This window comes from Acinetobacter sp. CAU_H_56 (assembly GCF_058599425.1).
The window spans coordinates 2,410,967-2,431,266 of sequence record NZ_CM178654.1 but is presented as its reverse complement, the minus strand read 5'-3'; the positions used below and the strand labels follow the sequence as shown (position 1 = coordinate 2,431,266).

Annotated in this window: 14 protein-coding genes; 8 read left to right on the top strand and 6 right to left on the bottom strand. The window is 44.5% G+C overall.

What is annotated here, in order from left to right; all coding sequences use genetic code 11:
• Positions 1-129 precede the first annotated feature (129 nt).
• The 5 genes from AC4MCC_RS11490 to rlmF all read left to right on the top strand — a co-directional run bounded on the left by AC4MCC_RS11490 (position 130) and on the right by rlmF (position 8,634).
• A complete protein-coding gene (locus AC4MCC_RS11490; protein ID WP_005234246.1) occupies positions 130-825 on the top strand; it encodes a GntR family transcriptional regulator in 696 nt (231 codons plus the stop codon).
• An 11-nt stretch (positions 826-836) separates the two neighbouring features.
• Positions 837-4,289 carry a chromosome segregation protein SMC gene (smc, locus tag AC4MCC_RS11485; RefSeq protein WP_491885857.1) on the top strand — a complete coding sequence of 1,151 codons (3,453 nt, stop codon included), beginning with the start codon at positions 837-839 and terminating at the stop codon, positions 4,287-4,289.
• Between the two features lies 1 nt (position 4,290).
• Positions 4,291-5,298: a cell division protein ZipA C-terminal FtsZ-binding domain-containing protein gene (locus AC4MCC_RS11480; protein WP_491885315.1), complete on the top strand. Its 1,008-nt coding sequence runs from the start codon at positions 4,291-4,293 to the stop codon at positions 5,296-5,298.
• 96 nt (positions 5,299-5,394) lie between these two features.
• The gene (gene ligA, locus AC4MCC_RS11475; RefSeq protein ID WP_419365644.1) at positions 5,395-7,434 is read left to right on the top strand and encodes an NAD-dependent DNA ligase LigA; all 2,040 of its coding nucleotides are present in this window, start codon (positions 5,395-5,397) and stop codon (positions 7,432-7,434) included.
• 225 nt (positions 7,435-7,659) lie between these two features.
• Complete coding sequence (gene rlmF, locus AC4MCC_RS11470) at positions 7,660-8,634, top strand: 23S rRNA (adenine(1618)-N(6))-methyltransferase RlmF (protein WP_491885314.1); 975 nt, start codon at positions 7,660-7,662, stop codon at positions 8,632-8,634.
• A 121-nt stretch (positions 8,635-8,755) separates the two neighbouring features.
• Here the strand turns inward: rlmF and AC4MCC_RS11465 are convergent, their stop codons facing one another.
• Complete coding sequence (locus AC4MCC_RS11465; protein ID WP_491876136.1) at positions 8,756-9,823, bottom strand: SDR family oxidoreductase; 1,068 nt, start codon at positions 9,821-9,823, stop codon at positions 8,756-8,758.
• Positions 9,824-10,161: 338 nt separating this feature from the next.
• Here AC4MCC_RS11465 and ftn point away from each other — a divergent pair, with 338 nt between their 5' ends.
• On the top strand, positions 10,162-10,626 hold the full coding sequence (ftn, locus tag AC4MCC_RS11460; protein WP_004783337.1) for a heteropolymeric bacterioferritin subunit Ftn: 465 nt from the start codon (positions 10,162-10,164) through the stop codon (positions 10,624-10,626).
• Positions 10,627-10,679: 53 nt separating this feature from the next.
• On the opposite strand, the gene AC4MCC_RS11455 is transcribed toward ftn, so the two are convergent.
• The 5 genes from AC4MCC_RS11455 to AC4MCC_RS11435 all read right to left on the bottom strand — a co-directional run bounded on the left by AC4MCC_RS11455 (position 10,680) and on the right by AC4MCC_RS11435 (position 15,984).
• Entirely contained in the window at positions 10,680-11,099 is a 420-nt protein-coding gene (locus tag AC4MCC_RS11455; RefSeq protein ID WP_004783336.1) for an ExbD/TolR family protein, read from the bottom strand.
• A 20-nt stretch (positions 11,100-11,119) separates the two neighbouring features.
• Positions 11,120-11,545 carry an ExbD/TolR family protein gene (locus AC4MCC_RS11450; protein ID WP_419365641.1) on the bottom strand — a complete coding sequence of 142 codons (426 nt, stop codon included), beginning with the start codon at positions 11,543-11,545 and terminating at the stop codon, positions 11,120-11,122.
• 15 nt (positions 11,546-11,560) lie between these two features.
• A complete protein-coding gene (locus AC4MCC_RS11445) occupies positions 11,561-12,448 on the bottom strand; it encodes a MotA/TolQ/ExbB proton channel family protein (protein WP_419365640.1) in 888 nt (295 codons plus the stop codon).
• 36 nt (positions 12,449-12,484) lie between these two features.
• Positions 12,485-13,189 (bottom strand): energy transducer TonB, encoded by a 705-nt coding sequence (locus AC4MCC_RS11440; RefSeq protein ID WP_491885313.1) that lies wholly within the window; start codon positions 13,187-13,189, stop codon positions 12,485-12,487.
• Between the two features lie 137 nt (positions 13,190-13,326).
• Entirely contained in the window at positions 13,327-15,984 is a 2,658-nt protein-coding gene (locus tag AC4MCC_RS11435; protein WP_491876132.1) for a TonB-dependent receptor, read from the bottom strand.
• A 725-nt stretch (positions 15,985-16,709) separates the two neighbouring features.
• Here AC4MCC_RS11435 and AC4MCC_RS11430 point away from each other — a divergent pair.
• Together AC4MCC_RS11430 and AC4MCC_RS11425 are read left to right on the top strand one after the other, a co-directional pair.
• Positions 16,710-18,467: an ABC transporter substrate-binding protein gene (locus AC4MCC_RS11430; protein WP_491885856.1), complete on the top strand. Its 1,758-nt coding sequence runs from the start codon at positions 16,710-16,712 to the stop codon at positions 18,465-18,467.
• 22 nt (positions 18,468-18,489) lie between these two features.
• The gene (locus AC4MCC_RS11425) at positions 18,490-20,292 is read left to right on the top strand and encodes an ABC transporter substrate-binding protein (RefSeq protein ID WP_491885312.1); all 1,803 of its coding nucleotides are present in this window, start codon (positions 18,490-18,492) and stop codon (positions 20,290-20,292) included.
• Positions 20,293-20,300: the final 8 nt, after the last annotated feature.

Below are 20,300 nucleotides of genomic sequence, written 5' to 3'. Positions count from 1 at the left end.
CTGGGTTGGCTGTATAGACACAAGATTGTCTGACAATGTCAAAGTATTTTCTGCAAAAAAGCCGTTTAATAACTGAAAAGTCATCCAGAATGACTGCACTTGCATCAATAAAAATAAGACAGGAACAGTATGCAACAACAAGAAGCACACAGTTTGTCTGAACAGATTGCCAAGCATATCAGTGAACAGATTATCCGGGGTGAGTTGGTTGAAGGCGAACGCATCCAGGAACTCAGAATTGCATCGGAGCTTGACGTCAGTCGGGGATCAGTCCGTGAAGCCTTGCTCTTGCTTGAACGTACCCAGCTGATTGAAATCTTCCCGCGTCGCGGTGCTATTGTCTCGGAAATGTCGGCCATGCAGGTTCGCGCCCTGTTTGACCTGACCTCTTTATTGCTGGGGCAGATGGTACATCGTATGGCAGAGACCTGGCGCAGTCATGAGGCAGAACGCATTCAGCTATTATTAGAACAATTGGAAGCCGAAACCCGCCAAGGCCATACCGAAAAGTTTTATGATTTGATCTTTCAGGGAATGGCCCAGCAACAGGAGATGGTCGGTAATCTTTACCTGATGCGTTATTATCAGGAACTATTGCCATCTTTACGTCGTAGCTATTTTCTGACCCTGAATATTTCAAGACGTGAGCTACAGGAATCTTTTGAATTATTTAAACTGGTGACGGAAGCGATTTTAATTCGTAAATCCCATCAGGCGACGTTATTTATGGAAGATTTTTGTCGACACTTGCGCAACCTTGTGTTGGAATCTCTGACACGGATGAAACAAATTGAACTCGCGTGGGCCAGACGCTCACGACGTTAAATCAGGACACTATGCGTTTAAGCAGTTTAAAACTTTCAGGCTTCAAATCTTTTGCTGACAGTACCACCTTACACTTCAAGGATAACCGGACTGCAGTGGTGGGACCCAATGGTTGTGGTAAATCAAATGTGATTGATGCCATACGCTGGGTGATGGGTGAGTCCAGTGCGCGCCAACTACGTGGTGGCAGCATGCAGGATGTGATTTTTACCGGAACAGCCAAGCGCAAACCGGTGGGCATCGCCAGTGTAGAACTGCGTTTTGATAATACTTATGGCAAGCTGGGCGGTGTGTATAATGCCTATAATGAGCTGGCAGTGCGTCGTCAGGTTAACCGTGATGGCAAGTCTGAATATTTCCTGAATGGCACCAAATGCCGACGTCGTGATATTACCGATATTTTCTTGGGAACGGGGCTGGGGCCGCGTTCTTATGCGATCATTGAACAGGGCATGATCAACCGTCTGGTGGATGCCAAGCCGGAAGAAATGCGGGTTTTTATTGAAGAAGCTGCCGGTGTTTCCCGTTATCAGGCACGTCGCCGCGAGACCATGCTGCATCTGGATCACACTACGCAGAACCTGTCGCGACTGGAAGATATTGCCTCTGAACTCAAGTCTCAGCTTAAAACCTTAAAACGCCAGTCAGAAACTGCCATTCAATATAAGGAGCTGGAAGGCCAGATCCGTACCATCAAGATTGAAATCCTGTCGTTCCAGTGTGAACAGAGCCAGCGTCTGCAAGAAGAATATACCGTACAGATGAATACGCTGGGCGAGAATTTTAAGCTGGTACGTTCTGAATTGACCACCGTTGAACATGATCTGGGAGCCACCAGTGAACTGTTCCAGCGCCTGATTCAACAGTCCACGCCATTACAAACTGAATGGCAACAGGCTGAGAAAAAGCTCAGCGAACTGGAAATGACTTTGCAGCAAAAGCAGTCCTTATTGCAGCAGAACTCGACCAGTCTGGTGAAGCTCGAAGAACAGAAAGCGCAGACCAAAGAACGTTTACAGCTGATTGAATTACAGTTGGACACCCTGCATCAGCAACTCGAAGATCAGACTGCACAATTGCAGCAGCAGGAAGGTCAAAGTCAGGAACAAAACCAGGATCTGACTGATCTGAAATCCCAGCAAGGCACAATTGCTGCCCAGTTTGCTCAAATTAAAACCCAGGTTGAGCAACAGCAACAACGTAAACAGCAAATGCTGGCGCAAAGTGAACAGCTGGTTAAAAATATTGTCCGGATTGAACAGCAAAAAGAAACCTTGCAACAACAGGCAGCACAAATTCAGCAGCAGGCGCAGCAAGAAGAGCTGGAACAGTATCAGGCTGATAAAGCTGAAACTGAACAGCAAATCAGTGGCTTTGAGACTCAACTCAAAACACTGAAAACTGAGCTTGAGCAGCTACAAGCAGAACAGGCAAGTCAGCAGCAATTGCTGATGCAGCTGAAATCGGAAATTCAGGTGCTGCAATCAGAACGCAAAAACCTGAGCCAGTTATTGACCAAAGCCAATCCAAATGCTAAAGCGGATGCGGTGCAGTTAATGCAGGTGTTGAAGCTGAATCCACAGGCCAAAGCTCATGCCAGCTTGATTGAAAAGTTCCTGGCGAAATGGCTTTCTGCACAAGTATTAGAAGAAACTGAGCATTTTTTAGAGAATAGTGCACGCCAACTCAAAGCTCAGATGTCACAAGATAATATTCAGATCGCTGAACTCCCTTGTTTAGCAGACTGGATTGAAGCGCCTCAATACTCACTCTGGCAACAGGTGGCCGTAGCTGAGAACTTTAAACAAGCACTTGGTTTACAAACTCAGCTGAGAGCAGGCCAGTCGATCTTAAGTCTGGATGGCTATCATGTCGGACCCGACTGGATGATTGCACTGGACTATGATGAAGCCAGTCAGGCGGGACAAGGGGCACTGAGTCATCGTATTCGTCTGGATGAAATTGAGCAGCAACTGACTCAGCTTGAACCGAAATTTGCTGATCTAGAGCAACAGCTTCCTGAACTCACTGCTCAAGTAAAAGCTTTGCAAAGCCAGATTCAAAGCATCAATGAGCAGCAGAAGCAGGCACAAAAGCAGTTGCAACAGCTTGATCTGAACATTGCCAAAGTTCAGAGCGCGACGCAGGCCTTTGCGGTACAGAAACAGCAATTGCAAAACCAGTTACAGCAACTGGATGAGCAGCTGGAAGAAGATGCGATGCAGAAAGACGATCTGGAAATTGATCTGCATGCACTGAATTTGAAACTGGAACAGGCACTGCCGAATTACAAGACCTTGCAATTCCAGCTGGAAGAACTTAATGCCCAGCTGGAAGACTCACAGCAAGTCACTCAACAGGCACAGCAGGAATTAGAATTACTACGCAGGCAAACGGTACAAAGTCAGCAACAGGCTGAACTGCTGGAAAAAGATCAGCTGTTTTTAAAAGAACAATATCAGCAGATTATTGCGCAAATAGAACAGGCCAAAAAGTTTGTCGATCCGGTACAGCTGGAATTGCCTGCTTTACAGAGCCAGTTTAATGAACAGGCACTGATCACGGAAAAACTGCAAAAGACCTGGGCAGACTGGCAGGTTGAGCTGAATCAGATCCAGAGCAAGCAGCAGCACCTGACTGAGCAGCGCCATACTTTCCAGCAGCAGGATGAACAACTGCGTACTGAACTTGAAGCCAAACGTCTGGCTTGGCAGGCAGCCAAATCTGATTTACAGCATTATTCAGAACAGCTGAAAGAATTGAATAGTGAAGTAATTTCAGGGCTGAATATTGATGTAAAAGCACATCAGACCAAACTGGAAAAAGCACAAGCTCAATTCGATAAACTGGGTGCAGTGAATCTGGCAGCTTCTGAAGAGTATGAAGAAGTTTCGAAACGCTATGACGAACTCAACCATCAGATTCAGGACCTGGAAAATACCGTTGAACAGCTGCAGGCAGCAATGAAAAGTATTGATCAGGAAACCCGTAAGCTGTTTATGAATACCTTTGATCAGGTCAATGCCGAGCTGCAAAACCTGTTCCCGAAAGTATTTGAGGGCGGTGAAGCGAGTTTAAGTCTTGAAGATGGATGGCAATCGGGTGTAAAACTGATGGCTCGCCCACCGGGCAAGCGCAACAGCTCACTGGCACTGCTTTCTGGTGGTGAAAAGGCTTTAACCGCATTAGCACTGGTCTTTGCAATTTTCCGCCTAAATCCGGCGCCGTTCTGTGTACTGGATGAAGTGGATGCACCGCTGGACGATGCCAATGTGGGACGTTTTTGTAATTTAGTCAAAGAGCTTTCTGAACAAGTGCAATTTATTTATATTACCCATAACAAACTTGCAATGATGATGGCGACTGATCTTTTAGGTGTAACCATGCCTGAACCGGGAACCTCAAAATTAGTGACAGTAAATTTGGAACAGGCAAAAGAATACGGCTTAGCTGCGGAGGTATAACATGGAAATCACCACAATTATCGGGATTGTTATTGCAATTGTGATTATGCTATTCGGCATAAGACTGATCTTGAAAAAACCTGCGGAGGCTGTACCGTCACTGGATGCAGACCTGCATATTGATCCTGACAGCCAGACTCCGGTTATTCCAAGGCATGTACGATCTCAACTGTCTAAGACCGAAAGTCCGGCAGCTGCACGTGTTGAACCGAGCCTGAATGAAGAAGCGGTAGACAACATTGCACCTGAGACAGAACAAAAAGAAGCAGCCAAAGTAGAGCCAACTTTGACTGAAACCGCCCAGCCAGAAACTAAAGCAGCAAGTCCACTTGATACACCGGTGGTTGCAGAGGAAGCAGAACCAGAAGTAGCCAAAACTGAAGAAAACACTACGTCACCTGAACAAGAGAACAAGCCTGAAACCGTAGAAGTAGCAGAAACAGCAAAAGAGCCTAAAGCCGCTGAATTTAGCCTGAATAGCAATATTGAGAAAGCTGAAATTTCTGACTTCGATGATGAAAGCAGTATTCTGGATGCACATCTCCATGAGCAAAAAATTGTGGATGAAGAATGTTCGCTGGCTAATGCTGAAACGATTATTTCATTGCATGTTTATCCACAGGGCCGTGCTCTTTCAGGCGAAAAAACCTTAAAAGTTTTACTGAAATATGGCCTGCGTTATGGTGAGCTGGCATGTTTCCATCGTTATAGTGAAGATGGCTCGAAATTGCTATTTTCGGTATTGCGTATGGCAGATACTGGTATGGAAGGTTTTGACCTAGAAACTCTGTCGACTGAAGAAGTGAAAGGTCTGGCGTTCTTCCTGGCTTTACCGCATAGCGATGTACAGAATGCCTTCGATACTATGGACAGCATTTCACGTCTGATTGCGCGTGAAGTGGATGGTCTGGTCTATGATCAGAACCAGCAGGAAATGACCCCACAATTACGTGAATTCTGGCGTCATCAGGCGATTGATTATCGTGCTGGACAGACTGCAGAAGTTTAATATTCCAATATTGAATCTGCAGAATCCGATTTTTATAATAGCGAAAAGCTGAATATTGTATAGGGCGGATTTTCCGCCCTTTTTTATGGTGAAATTATGACCCAAGATGCCACTGTCATTGCGCAAATGCGTCAATTGATTCAACTGCTTGCCAAGCATAATCATGCTTATTATGTGATGGATCAACCTACGATTGAAGACAGTGAATATGATCAGCTCTTTCATCAGCTCAAAGCTTTAGAAGAACAATATCCACATTTACAACAGCCAGACACACCGACAGTTAAAGTAGGCGGTCAGGCACTTTCCAAATTTCTGACCGTAACGCATGCGGTGCCAATGCTGTCTTTGGGCAACGTGTTTAATCAGGACGATCTGTTTGCTTTCGCACGCCGTATTGAAGAGCGCTTACCCAATCAAAAGATTGAATACGATGTTGAGCTGAAATTTGATGGTCTGGCAATTTCCCTCTGGTATGAACATGGTGTACTGGTTCGCGGTGTCACCCGTGGTGATGGGGAAACTGGAGAAGATATTACCCAGAATGTCAAAACCATCCGTAACCTGCCGAAATTCCTGTCTCCAGTGAATGGCGTGATTCCAGAATTACTGGAAGTGCGTGGCGAAGTGCTGATGCCGAAATCCGGCTTTGAACGCCTGAATGCGGCCAATGCAGCAAAAGGCGAAAAAACCTTTGCTAATCCGCGTAATGCCGCGGCCGGCAGTTTACGCCAGCTTGATCCAAATATTGCAGCTTCTCGACCTTTGGCTTTCTATGCCTATGGGATTGCCCAGTGTGTACCGCATCATGGTCAAACCACGATGTCAGCCAGCCTGGAATGGCTACAGCAGTTTGGCTTTGCTGTTGGTGAGCGGCATTTTATCTGCAGTAGCATCCAGGAAGTGCAAAAAGTTTACGAGCAGATCATTGAAGAACGTTCAAAGCTTAGTGTCGAAATCGATGGTATGGTCATTAAGGTCAATGACCTGAAACAGCAACAAAAACTGGGTTTCTTGAGCCGTGAACCACGCTGGGCAACGGCTTATAAATTCCCTGCAGTGGCTGCATTGACCACCGTTGAAAATATTGACTGGCAAGTAGGTCGTACCGGGACTCTAACGCCTGTAGCACGGTTGAATCCGGTTGCCGTGGGTGGTGTAACCGTTTCCAATGTAACGCTGCATAATATTGGTGAAATTCACCGACTGGATGTAAGAATCGGGGATACCGTCAGTGTCTATCGTAGTGGTGACGTAATTCCTAAGGTTGAAAAAGTCTGGCCAGAATTTCGTCCTGCCAATGCGGTAGAAGTGCATTTACCTGAGAACTGTCCAGTCTGTGATTCACCCGTGGTGATGCCGGAGGGTGAGGCATTGGCACGCTGTTCAGGTGAGCTGTATTGTGCGGCGCAGCGCATCGAAACCATCCGCCACTTTGTATCACGTAAGGCCATGGACATTGAAGGTCTGGGCGATCGCTGGGTGGAGTCACTGTTACATCTCAATCTTTTAAAAGATGTCTCGGATATTTATCACTTGCATGAGCATCGTGAGCAATTACTGCAAATCGAAAAAATGGGTGAAAAGTCCGTTCAGAATCTCATTGATTCGATTGAGAACAGCAAGAAAACTACATTGGCCGCATTTATTTATGCGCTCGGGATTCGCGGTGTAGGTGAAACGACAGCACGTATGCTGGCCAATACTTTCCAAACTCTCGATGCTTTACGCAGTGCTGATCTGGAATCGCTAAAGAAAACCCCGGATGTTGGCGATATTACGGCGGAATGGATTCTGGATTTCTTCCAGGCACCGCATAACCTGGAAGTATTGGATCGCTTGTTGGCTGCCGGTATTCATTGGGATGCGCCAATTGCACCAACGCGCCAACCACTGAATGGTGAAAGCTGGGTAGTGACTGGAACTTTAAGCTCTATGGGACGTGATGAAGCAACACAACTGTTGCAAGCCTTAGGTGCACGGGTCAGTGGCAGTGTATCGAGTAAAACCAAATGTGTGGTGGCGGGTGAAAAAGCGGGTTCTAAGCTCGATAAAGCAGAAAAACTCGGTGTGCCTGTGATCAATGAAGAACAGTTTATTGCTTTGATGAAAGAGCATGGGCAAATCGAAGAATAATCAGTTCTAAACAATGATTTAAATAAAAAAGACACCCAGGATGATGAATCTTGAGGTGTCTTTTTTATTGCTAGTTCAAAACTATAGGTGAATGAGAGGGGGAGGATAGACAAATACAAGGACGGGTTCGGCAATGTAAGTTGAATTCACGTACAATATTGATTCATTTGCAGGCATAGATCCTGCCTTATTGATTCTGTTCTCCTGTTGATGATTGGCATACACATGGCGCAAGCAAAGAAATCTTTTCCGCAACAAAAATCGCAATTACATGCACGAAATCTGCATCGCAGTCGTTACGATTTTCCTCAGCTAATCAAGAGTTGTCCGGAACTAGCACCTTTTGTCAGCCCGAATCAATACAACGATCTTTCAGTCAACTTTTCTGATCCTCAAGCTGTGAAAATGCTCAATAAAGCATTGCTCAAGCATTTTTATGGTATTCAATATTGGGATATTCCTCAAGATTATCTTTGCCCACCGATTCCGGGTAGAGCGGACTATATTCACTATTTGGCTGACCTGTTGAGTGTCAATAATAACGGTCAAATTCCAACAGGGCGTGCAGTTCAGGTGTTAGATATTGGGGTTGGTGCGAACTGTATTTATCCGATTATTGGTCATCGTAGTTATGGTTGGAAATTTGTCGGCTCAGACATTCATTCGGCATCGGTTAAAAGTGCTCAATTTATCGTGGAGGCAAATCCAAATCTCAGGAAGGGGATTCAGATTCGATTGCAAAAGACACCGAGCAATATTTTCAAAGGTGTGATTAAACCTTCAGATCGTTTTGATTTGACCCTGTGTAACCCACCATTTCATGCTTCGCAAGATGAAGCAAATGCCACAGCAACGCAAAAATTACGCAAACTTGGCAAACCGGTTGATCGCTCTAAGGTGGTGTTAAACTTTGGCGGACAAAAGAACGAGCTGTGGTGTGACGGTGGAGAAGAACGCTTTGTTTGCCAGATGGTACAAGAGAGCACACAGTTTGCTGAGCAATGTCTTTGGTTTAGTACACTGGTTTCTAAGAAAACCACATTGCCTATGCTGTTAAATACCTTGCGTAAGTGCGGTGCAGTGGATGTAAAAACCATTAAAATGACGCAGGGGCAAAAAGAGAGTCGTTTTGTGGCTTGGACTTTTCTAAATACAAAGCAACAGCAAGCGTGGAAAAATGCGCGTTGGACTTCTGCTTAAGTAGATTTTTAAGCAGTCGTCATAAGCTTGCCGATAAATGACTTGATGCATAAGCTCAAACTTAATCTGACAGATACAATAAAAAATCGGTCACTGTCAGATCAGGTTTGAGCGAGTACGATTAAGGAATATATTTTTTTACCAGACCATCATCCAGTAATTGCTGGAAATGTTCGACCAGACTTTCTTTCACCGGACGATATTCCAGACCGAGTTCATCCTTACTTTTTTGTGCATTAAAGAAAATTGGATAACCCATATTGAGTTCAACAAATTTACGGCTAAAGCCTGCCAGAGGACCAAAAATCTTGAAAGCCGTTTTAGGTAACTGGTTGCGTGGAAACGGGAATTTTGGACCAAACGCTTCGCGCAGGATTTTTCCCATTTCCAGTAAACTCAAAGTCTCACTGCAGATAATATAGCGACCATGCGCTTCCGGGTTAAATGCAGCAAGGATATGTGCTTCAGCAACATCCTGAACATCGACCACACCATTCCACATCGGTGGAACACCCAGCAAGGTCATGCCATTGGCAAACTGTTGCAGAACTTCCACACTGCCTGATTGAGTATTCGGTGTTAAGGATTCCCCAAAGACCAGTGCCGGATTGATACAGATCAGGTCCCAGCGATCCTGTGCTTCCGCCATTTCCCAAGCTTTGCGTTCTGCCATGACTTTGGAATACGGATAAGGCTGATGGGTTTCTGAACTGGTGGTATTCCAGTGAGATTCATCAAAACTGGTGTGCTCGGTTTGCAAAATATCAATCGCATCGCCATATGTTGAGGCAATACTTGAGGTGACAATCACACGTTTGACAGATTCTGTTTTATTGACACTATTCAGCACATTTTGCGTACCCAGAATTGCAGGTTCAATAATGTCTTTGAGCGCATCTTTATAATTGGTGACTACAAAAGGCGAGGCCATATGAAAGACAATTTCACAGCCTTGCATGGCCGCATCAAAAGAACCGGGCTTGAGCAGGTTGGCTTCAAACAGCTTTAAGGTCCCCGGGCTGCTGTCTGCAATTTGTTCAAGGTGCGTATAACTCTGGGTTTTATTCAGGTCACGTACAGTGGCATGTACGGTATAACCTTGTTTCAAAAGTTTCTGGATGACCCAGCTGGCGATATAGCCAGATGCGCCGGTGACCAGAACAGGTGCTGTGCTATGTTGTAATGTCATATTTAAACCGTTGTTGTTTTGACTTCTTTCATCGTAGGCACAATTATGCATGAACCAGGCCAAACAGGTGAGTCCAAGATAAAAATAAGCAACAAGATAAGTGCTTATTAATATTTACAAAAATTAACGTTTGAATATTCCAGCTTGCTGGATTGAATAAAAACGGAATGAAAAATGCAAGATATTGTTTTATAAATGGGATTTGGTCGAACAGAGAGCGTAAATGCAAGTGCTTCTCATTTTAATTATATAAAAATCAGACATTTACCATAATTTTGTTTTTGCAAAACAAACATCTTTTCTCCATAATAAGATGATAAAAGCAGGGAGTAATTCAAATGCGCGGTAATCCAGAAGTCGTAGATTATTTAAATATGCTGATCGGTGGCGAACTGGCTGCTCGTGATCAATACCTGATTCACTCTCGTATGTATGAAGATTGGGGTCTGACGAAAATCTTTGAACGCATCGACCATGAAATGCAGGAAGAAGCACAGCATGCAGATGCCCTGATTCGTCGTGTCCTGTTCCTTGAAGGTACGCCAAATATGCAGCGTGATGACATCGAAGTTGGTGAAGATGTGGTGACCTGCCTGAAAGCTGACCTGAAGCTTGAGTATCATGTCCGTGAAAAGCTGGCTCAAGGGGTAAAACTTTGTGAAGAGAAGGGCGATTATGTGACCCGTGACATGCTGCGCCAGCAAATGTCAGATACGGAAGAAGATCATACTTACTGGTTAGAAAAACAGTTACGTTTAATCGAGCTGATTGGCCTGCAAAACTATATCCAGTCGCAAATGTAAGATATTGAATAATAAAAAACCCAGCACATGCTGGGTTTTTTGATTCTGTAGATTCAAGAATTGTTGTTGCTGACAATCCCGATTTTTTTCACTTCCAGACGCTGAGCCGCAGCCATCACCATGGCGATATGCTTATATTCAGTTGCGCGATCAGCCTTGATTTTAATCTGATCCTGATCGGCTTTTTGCGCCACGGTCTTGAATAAGGCTTCTAGCGCTTGGGCATTCGCCACCGGCTGATCATTCCAGAAGATCTGGCCTTGAGCATCGAGACGCAAATTCACAATCTCTGGCGGTTTTTCCTCAGTCGGTGGTGGTGTACCATTCGGCAGGTTGATATTAATCGAATTATTCGGCAATGGAATAGTGATAATAAACATAATCAGCAAGACCAGCATGACATCAATCAATGGTGTCATGTTGACGTCCAGCATTACATCATCATCCTGATTTGAGCCAACATTCATTCCCATAACTGGATTCTCTCTCAATCTTAAGGTGAAGCGGGCGGGGTCGTGACAAATGCAATCTTGCCAATACCTGCTTGCTGGGTAGTACTGATGACCTGATCAATCGCTTCAAAAGCTGTTCTTTGATCACCACGAATATGCACTTCAGGCTGAGGACGTTTCTGGGCTTCTGCCTGTAAACGGGTCAATAAAATTGCCTTGTCCGGAATATAGGATTCATTCCAGAAAATATCGCCATTTTTATTGACTGCCAGCTGGATATTTTCCGGCTTGGTTTCATACGGGACATTACGTTCTTCAGGCAGATTGACCGGTACGGTATGAATTGCAACCGGTACTGTAATCAGAAAAATAATCAGCAGTACCAGCATCACATCAACCAGAGGCGTGGTATTAATGGTACCAATGACCTCATCATCGCTGTCGTTTGAATTGACCATCATTCCCATGGTTGACCCCCATTTTTATTTTGTGTCGCGGTGAACAGGATTATTTGAGCTGATTTCGCCGCTCAGCAGTACAGCATGCAGGTCAGAACCGAAGGTACGGACTTCTTCCATCACCGCTTTATTACGGCGAGTTAACCAGTTGTAGCCAAGTACTGCAGGAACTGCCACTGCCAGACCGATTGCAGTCATGATCAGTGCTTCACCGACCGGACCAGCAACTTTATCGATTGATGCCTGACCGGAAATACCAATTGCAGTCAAGGCATGGTAAATGCCCCAAACGGTACCAAACAGACCTACGAAAGGTGCAGTAGAACCTACGGTTGCAAGGAATGCCAGACCACCACTCAGATGGCTTTGAATCTTGTCGACTGCGCGTGAAATAGAAATCGTGACCCAGGTATTAAAGTCGATACGCTCAAGTAAAGTACCGCCATGATTTTTGGTTGACTTGATGCCTTTTTCAGCGATAAAACGATATACGCTGGCTTCATCCAGATTTTGCGCTGCATTATCCAGTGAAGAAGATTCCCAGAACTGATGTTCTGCTTCTTTGGCCTGTTTGCGAATCTTGCCTTGTTGCAAGCACTTAGTGATCATGATGTACCATGTACCGATCGACATGATCACCAGAATGAACAGGGTCACTTTAGACACCATGTCGCCTTCTTTCCACATGGCTTCCAGACCATAAGGATTACTGGCAGGTTTTTCAGCTGCAGCAGGTGCTGGCGGTGTAGGTTCTGCGACAGTCGCTGGTGTGGTTTCTGCAGTTTCAGTCACTGTCGTGGCAGGTGTAGGGGATTCTTCAGCAAATACGGTTTGCAAAGGGAGTAAAATACTTGCCGCAATGACACTTGCAGCAGTCATATTTTTTAAAGGTTTTAGTGATTTTTTCATCATAGATCTCCTGATTTTTTTCTTTATCTGTTGTATCTGTTAGTCAAGGACAAATTCATATGGAATGTCATACCAAGATTCTTGCGGTTCGCCATTTTTCATTGCCGGCTTGAAGGTACATAAACTGAAAGCCTTGGACGCTGCACGGTCGAGTGAACGGCTGCCACTGGACTTTTTCACCTTTGCATCCTGGACCTTGCCAGCAGTATTTACATATACAGAGATCAGCACTTCACCTTGCTCTTCATTCATTAGTGCATCACGTGGATATTCTGGACTCTTACAGCCAGCTTCGCCTTGAGATACGCCGCGTGTAACGCCAGTTGGTTGCGGTGGAGCAGCAGGTGCTGCTGCAACAACTGGGGCTGGTGCAGCCACCGGACTTGGGGATGGTGTTGCTGCAGCTACAGGTGTTGGTTCTGCAACCGGTTGAGTGACTGTTGGTGTAGGCTGTGTTTTCTGTACCGGAACCACTTTTTCTACCGGTTTAACCTCAGGAACCTGTGCCACTTTTTCTACCATTTTTGGTGGCTCAGGTGGGGTTTCCTTAGGTGGCTCTGGTTCTGGTGGTTTAATATCCTGAATAATCATCAATTCAACCGGTTCTTCTGACGGTTTGATGATGTCTTTTGCCATACCTGCCATTAGCACCAGGCCCACCAGGATATGCAAGAAAATCACGACACCAATTCCAGTCAACTTTTTGGCGGAGCTTTTTTCTATGTCTTCAAACGTTGTGCTCATCATGACTCCTGGAATTTAAGACAAACAAGAAATAACGGTTTATTTCAAAGGTGAGGTAGCTGCATTATTTTTTGTTTGGCTAAAATGATATGAATACTGCAAATACAGCATGACGCTGTATTTGCAGAAAGCTTGTCTTAGAATTTGTAAGTACCACGGATGTAGTAAGTACGACCTGTAGGATCTGAGTAACGAGGGTCATAACCGTATTGGAAGTTATCCAGAACATCAGATGCAGCGGGCTCTTCATCAAAGATGTTAAGGATACCGCCAGTCAACTCTAGGTTTTTGAAGCCTTTATAAGTTGTTGCGAAGTTATAAAGTGTGTAGTCACCCACATCACGTTCGCCAGAGTAGTCTTCATAACCACGAGTGAACTGTTGTTCAAAGATCATTTTCCAGTCTTCATAAGACCAGTTCAGGTTGGCAACATGTTTCCAGCGAACTACTGCCGGGTCTTCATATTTGCCTACCAGACCAGACCATTCACCGCCTGGTTCACTTTGGTAGTCCAGATTGATCACGTAAGTACCATCAATACCGAAACCGAAACGACCAGTAGAAGTTTTAGGTGTCAGGTAGTTCAGGCTCAGGTCTACACCTGAAGTTTTTAAACCGCCAGAGTTCATCAGGGTAGTACGGATGTGCTGGATACGGCCTTCGCTATCACGTACGAAACGGTCAGCATAAAGGTCTGGATCACCAAAGATTGATGATTCACCCACTGTACCTACCAGACCATCGATCTCGATATTGAAGTAGTCAGCAGTGAAGACCAGGTTTTTGATTGGTTCAAATACTAAACCAGCAGTGAACGATGTAGATTCTTCTGGTTGCAGATCAGGTGAACCACCTTGGGTACGCTTGAACTGGGTATTACATTCAACCTGGTATTTAGGTTCAACTGGCGTGCCACCTGGACATAACACAGGGTCATTGTATTTCGCACCTGTCCAGGTTTCACTGATAGGCGCGTTGATTTCGTACAAGCTTGGTGCACGGAAACCGGTGCTATAAGATGCACGGAACATGATTTCCTTCATTGGTTCCCAACGAAGACCAACTTTCGGGTTGAAGGTATCACCGAAGTCGCTGTAGTCATCATAACGGGCAGCAATTTGAGCTTCCAGACTTGGCAAGATTGGGATCTGGAATTCAGTAAAGAATGCTGTGATGTCACGGTCACCCTTACTGATTGGTTTGCTCGGATCAATACCAGAACCTGGTACTTGAGCCACAATTTCAGAGTTTACTTTTGCTTCCCAGTCCTGAGTCGTGAAGCTACCACCGAAGGCAAAGCCAACATCACCTGCAGGTAATTCAAAAATTGGACGGCTAATCGTAAAGTCTGCAGTTGTAGATTCTAAAGAGGCGATGTTAGTTTCGCCATTAATTACAAATGATTCCCAAGGGGTATCGCCTGGACGTGCTGGACCGAATGGGTTAATACGACCTTCATTCAATGCAGTTTGCAGGTTGCTACGGTGTAAGTAACCACCTGTAAATTCATCAGTTGCTTCGCTTTTCGCGTATGACACGCCTGCGTTGATATCCCAGCCTAATGCCTCACCTTCAATACCGGCAAAGAAGCGGTGTGAGTCATTGGTTGACATACTTTGACGGTTACCTGCCTGAGAACGGAGGTAAAGTTCAAGTGGGTCACCGCTCAAATCTCCATCTGTAATAGCCGGAGTAATTCCATTACCTGGATAGTATTGGCTGCTTGAAGGTAAAGTCACAGTACGGCCATAAACGTCTGGTGCAATTGAAGTGGATACTTCAGAACGTGTAAACACGTATTCACCAACCGCATTTAATGAATCATTAAGTTTGAATGTCCCTTTACCTAATGCAGACAGGGTTTCAACCTGTGGTTTGATGGCAATCAAAGCCTGCGTATTCAGATAACAGAAGCCGTCATCTGGAGAAGACCAAGGAATATTGTTACAGTCATCTGGATATGGGTTACCTAAATAACCACTTGTTGGATCATAGATGTTTGCCGGGAAACCACTTGCAGAGCCTGCATCAATGCCTAATTCAGGAATTACACCACCACGGCGGCTGACTTTACGCTGTTGAGCATGAATCTGGTTAGATTTACGGTAGTCCAAGACACCCATGACGTTAAAGCCATTTTCATCCAGGTCACCAAAACCCCCGAAGATCGCAGCCTGTTGTTTCTCACCACCTGAATGTTCAGTTTCATGCAAGGCTCCGGTAACGCCTAAGCCATTGTATTCAGATTTGGTGATGAAGTTGATTACCCCCGCAATCGCATCTGCACCATAAACTGCAGAAGCACCATCACGTAAAATCTCAATACGGTCAATCATCGCCATAGGGATAATGTTTAAGTTGGTACTATCTGTACTGAATGCACTATAGGCAAGACGGCGGCCATTTAAAAGCACAAGCGTTTTGTCTGAGCCTAGACCACGTAAGTTGGCTGTAGAACCTGAAGTATTACTTGCACCTACGTTTTGAGCAGTAGAGAAACCAGCCTGGTTCGCGCTTACTTTTACTAAAGCTTCTTCAACAGTAGTTACACCCTGGTTCGCAAGATCTTCACCTTTAATGACGGTGATTGGTGAAGAACTTTGTGCAGCAACCCCCTTGATTGATGAACCCGTCACTGTCACTTTCTGAACTTTAGTTGGCTGTTCAGCAGATGCAGCTTCTTCGGCATGGGCCAGCGGCAGACACATCATACTTAAGCTGAGTGCGCTTAACTTGAGTAGTCTTTTGCTGACGGTTGGAGCCCCCATAGATCCGACCAATTTATTTTTTTTCATCGTAAATTTCACCCTTTTGTTATGTGAAGTAGTGCTGGGTTGATCTAAGCAAGGCGGATGCCAACTTATAAAATTTTATATTTTTATATTTTTAACTTATTGAAAAATATTGATTTAATTGAGTGAGGTTTAAATTTATCGAGCGATACTGAAGAAAAATTAAGAAGTCTGTGTATCGAATCTGAAGAAAGAAGGAAGTGAGACCCCTGTCAAAGCAATAAATAAATATTTAATGAATAAGAAAGTAGTCCAAAAATGAGAGGGAAATTGAATAAAGTTTAATCATGGTGCATAATTTTTACATAAAATATACAATATTTTTTTAAAATAAATTATTTATAATACAATTACTTGTGTTTATTTATTGTTTACCTAAAGGTATACAATAGTGCAATAAGATGAAACAGGGTTGAGTTATTTTTGTGCGAAATGAACTTCAGTAAGAATTTTGAGGATAAAAATTTAATTAATGATTCATGGAAAATATTATGTTATTCATAATGTTTTAAATAATTAATAAAAATAAACTTTTTTCAGTTAAAAACAGGAAGAAATCCCTATTTTTTGCAAGGATGGCATGAAATTCGCTTTGTTCAGTTTATTCCATCTGTCCAGCTTTGACCCATCCATTGAAGCAAATATGGGATGATGTATTTAAAACTTCCTATAGCAATAAAACTTCAAGATAAAGAATAGGTACAAATTTGAAATCAGCACTTTTTAGCATGACGATTTTGGCCTTGGCTATGAGCTCGGGGCAAACTGCCTGGGCAAAATCATCTGCACATCCGGATAAAGTCTTAAACCTGGCTTTCGAAGCACCTGATGATGGTTTTGATATGGTCAAAACCTATAATTTTTATAGTGGTAGCGTTGCTGAGGCCATTTTCGAGCCTTTGTTGCGTTATGACTATCTGGCCCGGCCTGCAATTTTGGCTCCGAATACCGCCGAGTCTTTACCCGTGGTTGAACAGGATGGCAAAATTTATACCTTTAAAATCAAGCCAGGAATTTATTTCAGTCCGGATCCAGCCTTTCAGGGCAAGAAGCGTGAACTGGTTGCCCGGGATTATATTTATTCCATGCAAAGGGTGATGGATCCGAAAAACCATTCGCCTTCTTTTTCCTTTATCGAAGGCAAAATTCTTGGCGCAGATCAAGTCATTCAGCAGGCCAAAAAAACGGGCAAATTTAACTATGATGCTCCGATTGCCGGTTTAAAAGCCCTAGATAAATATACCTTACAAATTACCCTGACCCGTTCCGACCTGAACTTTCCTTACATTCTGGCCTATGTCGCTTTTGCTGGTACTGCACGCGAAGTCATCGAATATTATGGCGATCGGGTAGGTCAGCATCCAGTTGGAACAGGGGCATACCAGTTACATAAATATGTGCCGCGTAGCCGTATTGAATTAACTGCCAATCCAAATTATCGCGGTTTTGTCTGGAACTTTAAGGGAGATGGTTCAGAGTGGGATCAACGGATTGTCAAAGCCATGCAAGGCAAGCAGATGCCACAAATTGGTAAGGTTAAAATCAGCATCATTGAAGAAGAGCAATCGCGCTGGCTGGCCTTAAAATCTGGACAATTAGACTATGACAAACTGACTGCAAGCGGTGCTGAACAGGCACTGGAAAATAAGCAGCTGAAAAGTGAATACAAGAAAAAAGGCATCCTGCATTATCCGAATAAAGAACCAGAAATCACCTATACCATCATGAACATGCGTGATCCGGTGATTGGTGGGGACTCCCTGGAAAAAATTGCACTACGCCGTGCTATTGCTTTGTCCTATAACCAGAAAGAAGCCATCCAGCAATTATACAAGGGGCATGCCGTTAAAGCTGAAATGATTCTTCCTGAAGGCGTGGGCGGATATAACCCGAATTATAGAAGTAGCATTGCCTACAACCCTTTGCTTGCCAATAAACTGCTCGATCGCTTTGGCTACAAGAAAGGCGCCGACGGTTACCGCACTTTGCCTGATGGCAAACCATTGGTTTTGAAAATGAACTCGACTAGCTCAAGTTCTTCCGTCATTTCTGCGGAGCTATGGAAAAAGAACCTGGATGCAATCGGGGTAAAAGTTGAATTTAAAGTCAGTAATTTTGCCGACAATTTAAAAGAAGCTACCCAGTGCAAACATATGATGTGGGGTGGTGCCTGGATTGCAGATTATCCGGAAGGGGAAAACTTTGCCCAGTTGCTGTATGGCCCAAATGCCCAGCAAGGTAACCTGAGCTGCTATACCTCTAAAGCCTATGATGCGCTGTATCAAACTGCGATGAAACTGCCGCCACAGCAACGTACTCCATATTATGAGCAGATGAACCGCCAGATGGAGGCAGATAATCCGTGGATTCTACACAATACCCGGGTACGTAACTGGCTGATTCACCCACAGGTACAGGGCTTTAAGGCACATCCGGTGACTAGAGCAGTTTGGCAATATCTGGATATTGAACCTGTTAAAAAATAACTTGAGAAGATTAAGAACCAGTATGAATGTGAATACAAACGCTTTAAAAAAGCTGGCCAGTGGGGTTTTAATAGCCAGTTTAATGATGGCAGGTGCTGCACCCACATGGGCTGCCAATCCCGCCAATCCGAATAAAGTCTTAAAAACGGTCTTTCCCGCGGCTGAAACCGGTTTTGATCCCGGTTATATCCATGACCGTTATTCTGCCAAGATTAACTCGGCGATTTTCGAAACCTTATATACCTATGATTATCTGGCCTCACCAGCGAAACTGGTGCCATTAACTGCGGTAGATATGCCTCAAGTCAGTGCAGACGGTTTGACTTATACCATTAAAGTTAAAAAGGGCATTTACTTTGCAGATGATCCGGTCTTTGGCGGTAAAAAACGTGAACTGACCGCCTATGACTATGCCTATTCTCTAAAGCGTCTCTTAGATCCAAAGCTTAATTCACCAAATAGCTGGTTGCTGGATGGTCGGATCAAAGGGCTGGAAGCATGGACAGCCATGGCCAAAAAGAATGGCAAAGTCTATGAAAATCCATTTGAAGGCATTCAGACTCCAGATCGCTATACCTTGGTACTCAAGCTGAATAATCCGGATCAGAATTTTCCGATGTTGCTGGCACACGGTCCAGCTGCCGCAGTCGCACGCGAAGTCATTGAAAAGTATAAAGACAAAGCTGGCTGGGTGATGAGTAAGCCGGTCGGTACAGGGCCTTATGTACTTAGTCGCTGGACACCGGGATCACGCATTATCTTAAAGCCAAATCCGGCTTACCGTGGTTTTGTCTGGAATTATAAAGCCAATAGTGCAGGAGACCAGGCGATTGTCAGTGCGATGCAGGGCAAAAAAATGCCTCAAATCGGCACCATTGATGTGCGTATCATTGAAGAAGCACAATCACGGATGTTGTCATTTAAGAAAAATGAACTGGATCTGGTGGAAATCGACGGCGATCTGGTCGTGCAGGCATTGGATGGTGACAAGTTAAAACCTGAGCTGGTCAAGCAAGGCATCAAGCTTTCACGCATGTTGGAGCCATCGATTAACTACCATTACTGGAATATGCAAGACCCGGTGGTGGGTGGCTTTACGCCAGAAAAAATAGCCTTACGTCGTGCGATGGCAATGGCTTTTTCTGTTGAAAACATGATTAGCGTATTACTAAAAGGAGATGGCGCAAAACTGCACATGCCTATTCCGCCAGGAGTTGCAGGCTATTCACCCGCTTATAAAACCAGTACGCCATATTCGGTCAAGGCAGCCAACATGTTGCTGGATCGCTATAACTACAAGATCGGTGCGGATGGCTGGCGGAGAACTCCTGAAGGCAAACCTCTGGTGATTGAACTGATTACGGCCAATACCAGTCGTGGTCAGCAACAGGGCGAATTCTGGAAAAAGACCCTAGATAATATTCATATCAAACTGACCAGTAAGGCCATGCCATTTGCTGAAGGCATTAAGCTGGAAAAGCAATGTAAAACCATGTTTAAAAGCTCTGCATGGATTGCCGATTATCCGGATGCTGACAACTTCATGCAGCTGTTCTATGGCAAAAACGTCAATGTCACCAATAATGCCTGTTTCAAGCATGCGGAATATGACCGTTTATATGAACAGAGTCAGAGCATGCCACCGGGTCCTGAACGGGATCTGGTTTATCGCAAAATGACCCGTATTCTAGAGGTCAATATGCCAACCATGATGCTGTATAGCACCTACCGTAATGCATTAGCGCAACCTCATGTTATTGGACACAAGTCCCATCCGATTCTGTCTACAGAATGGATGTATATCGATATTGATACTAAAAAGTAAGAAAAAGC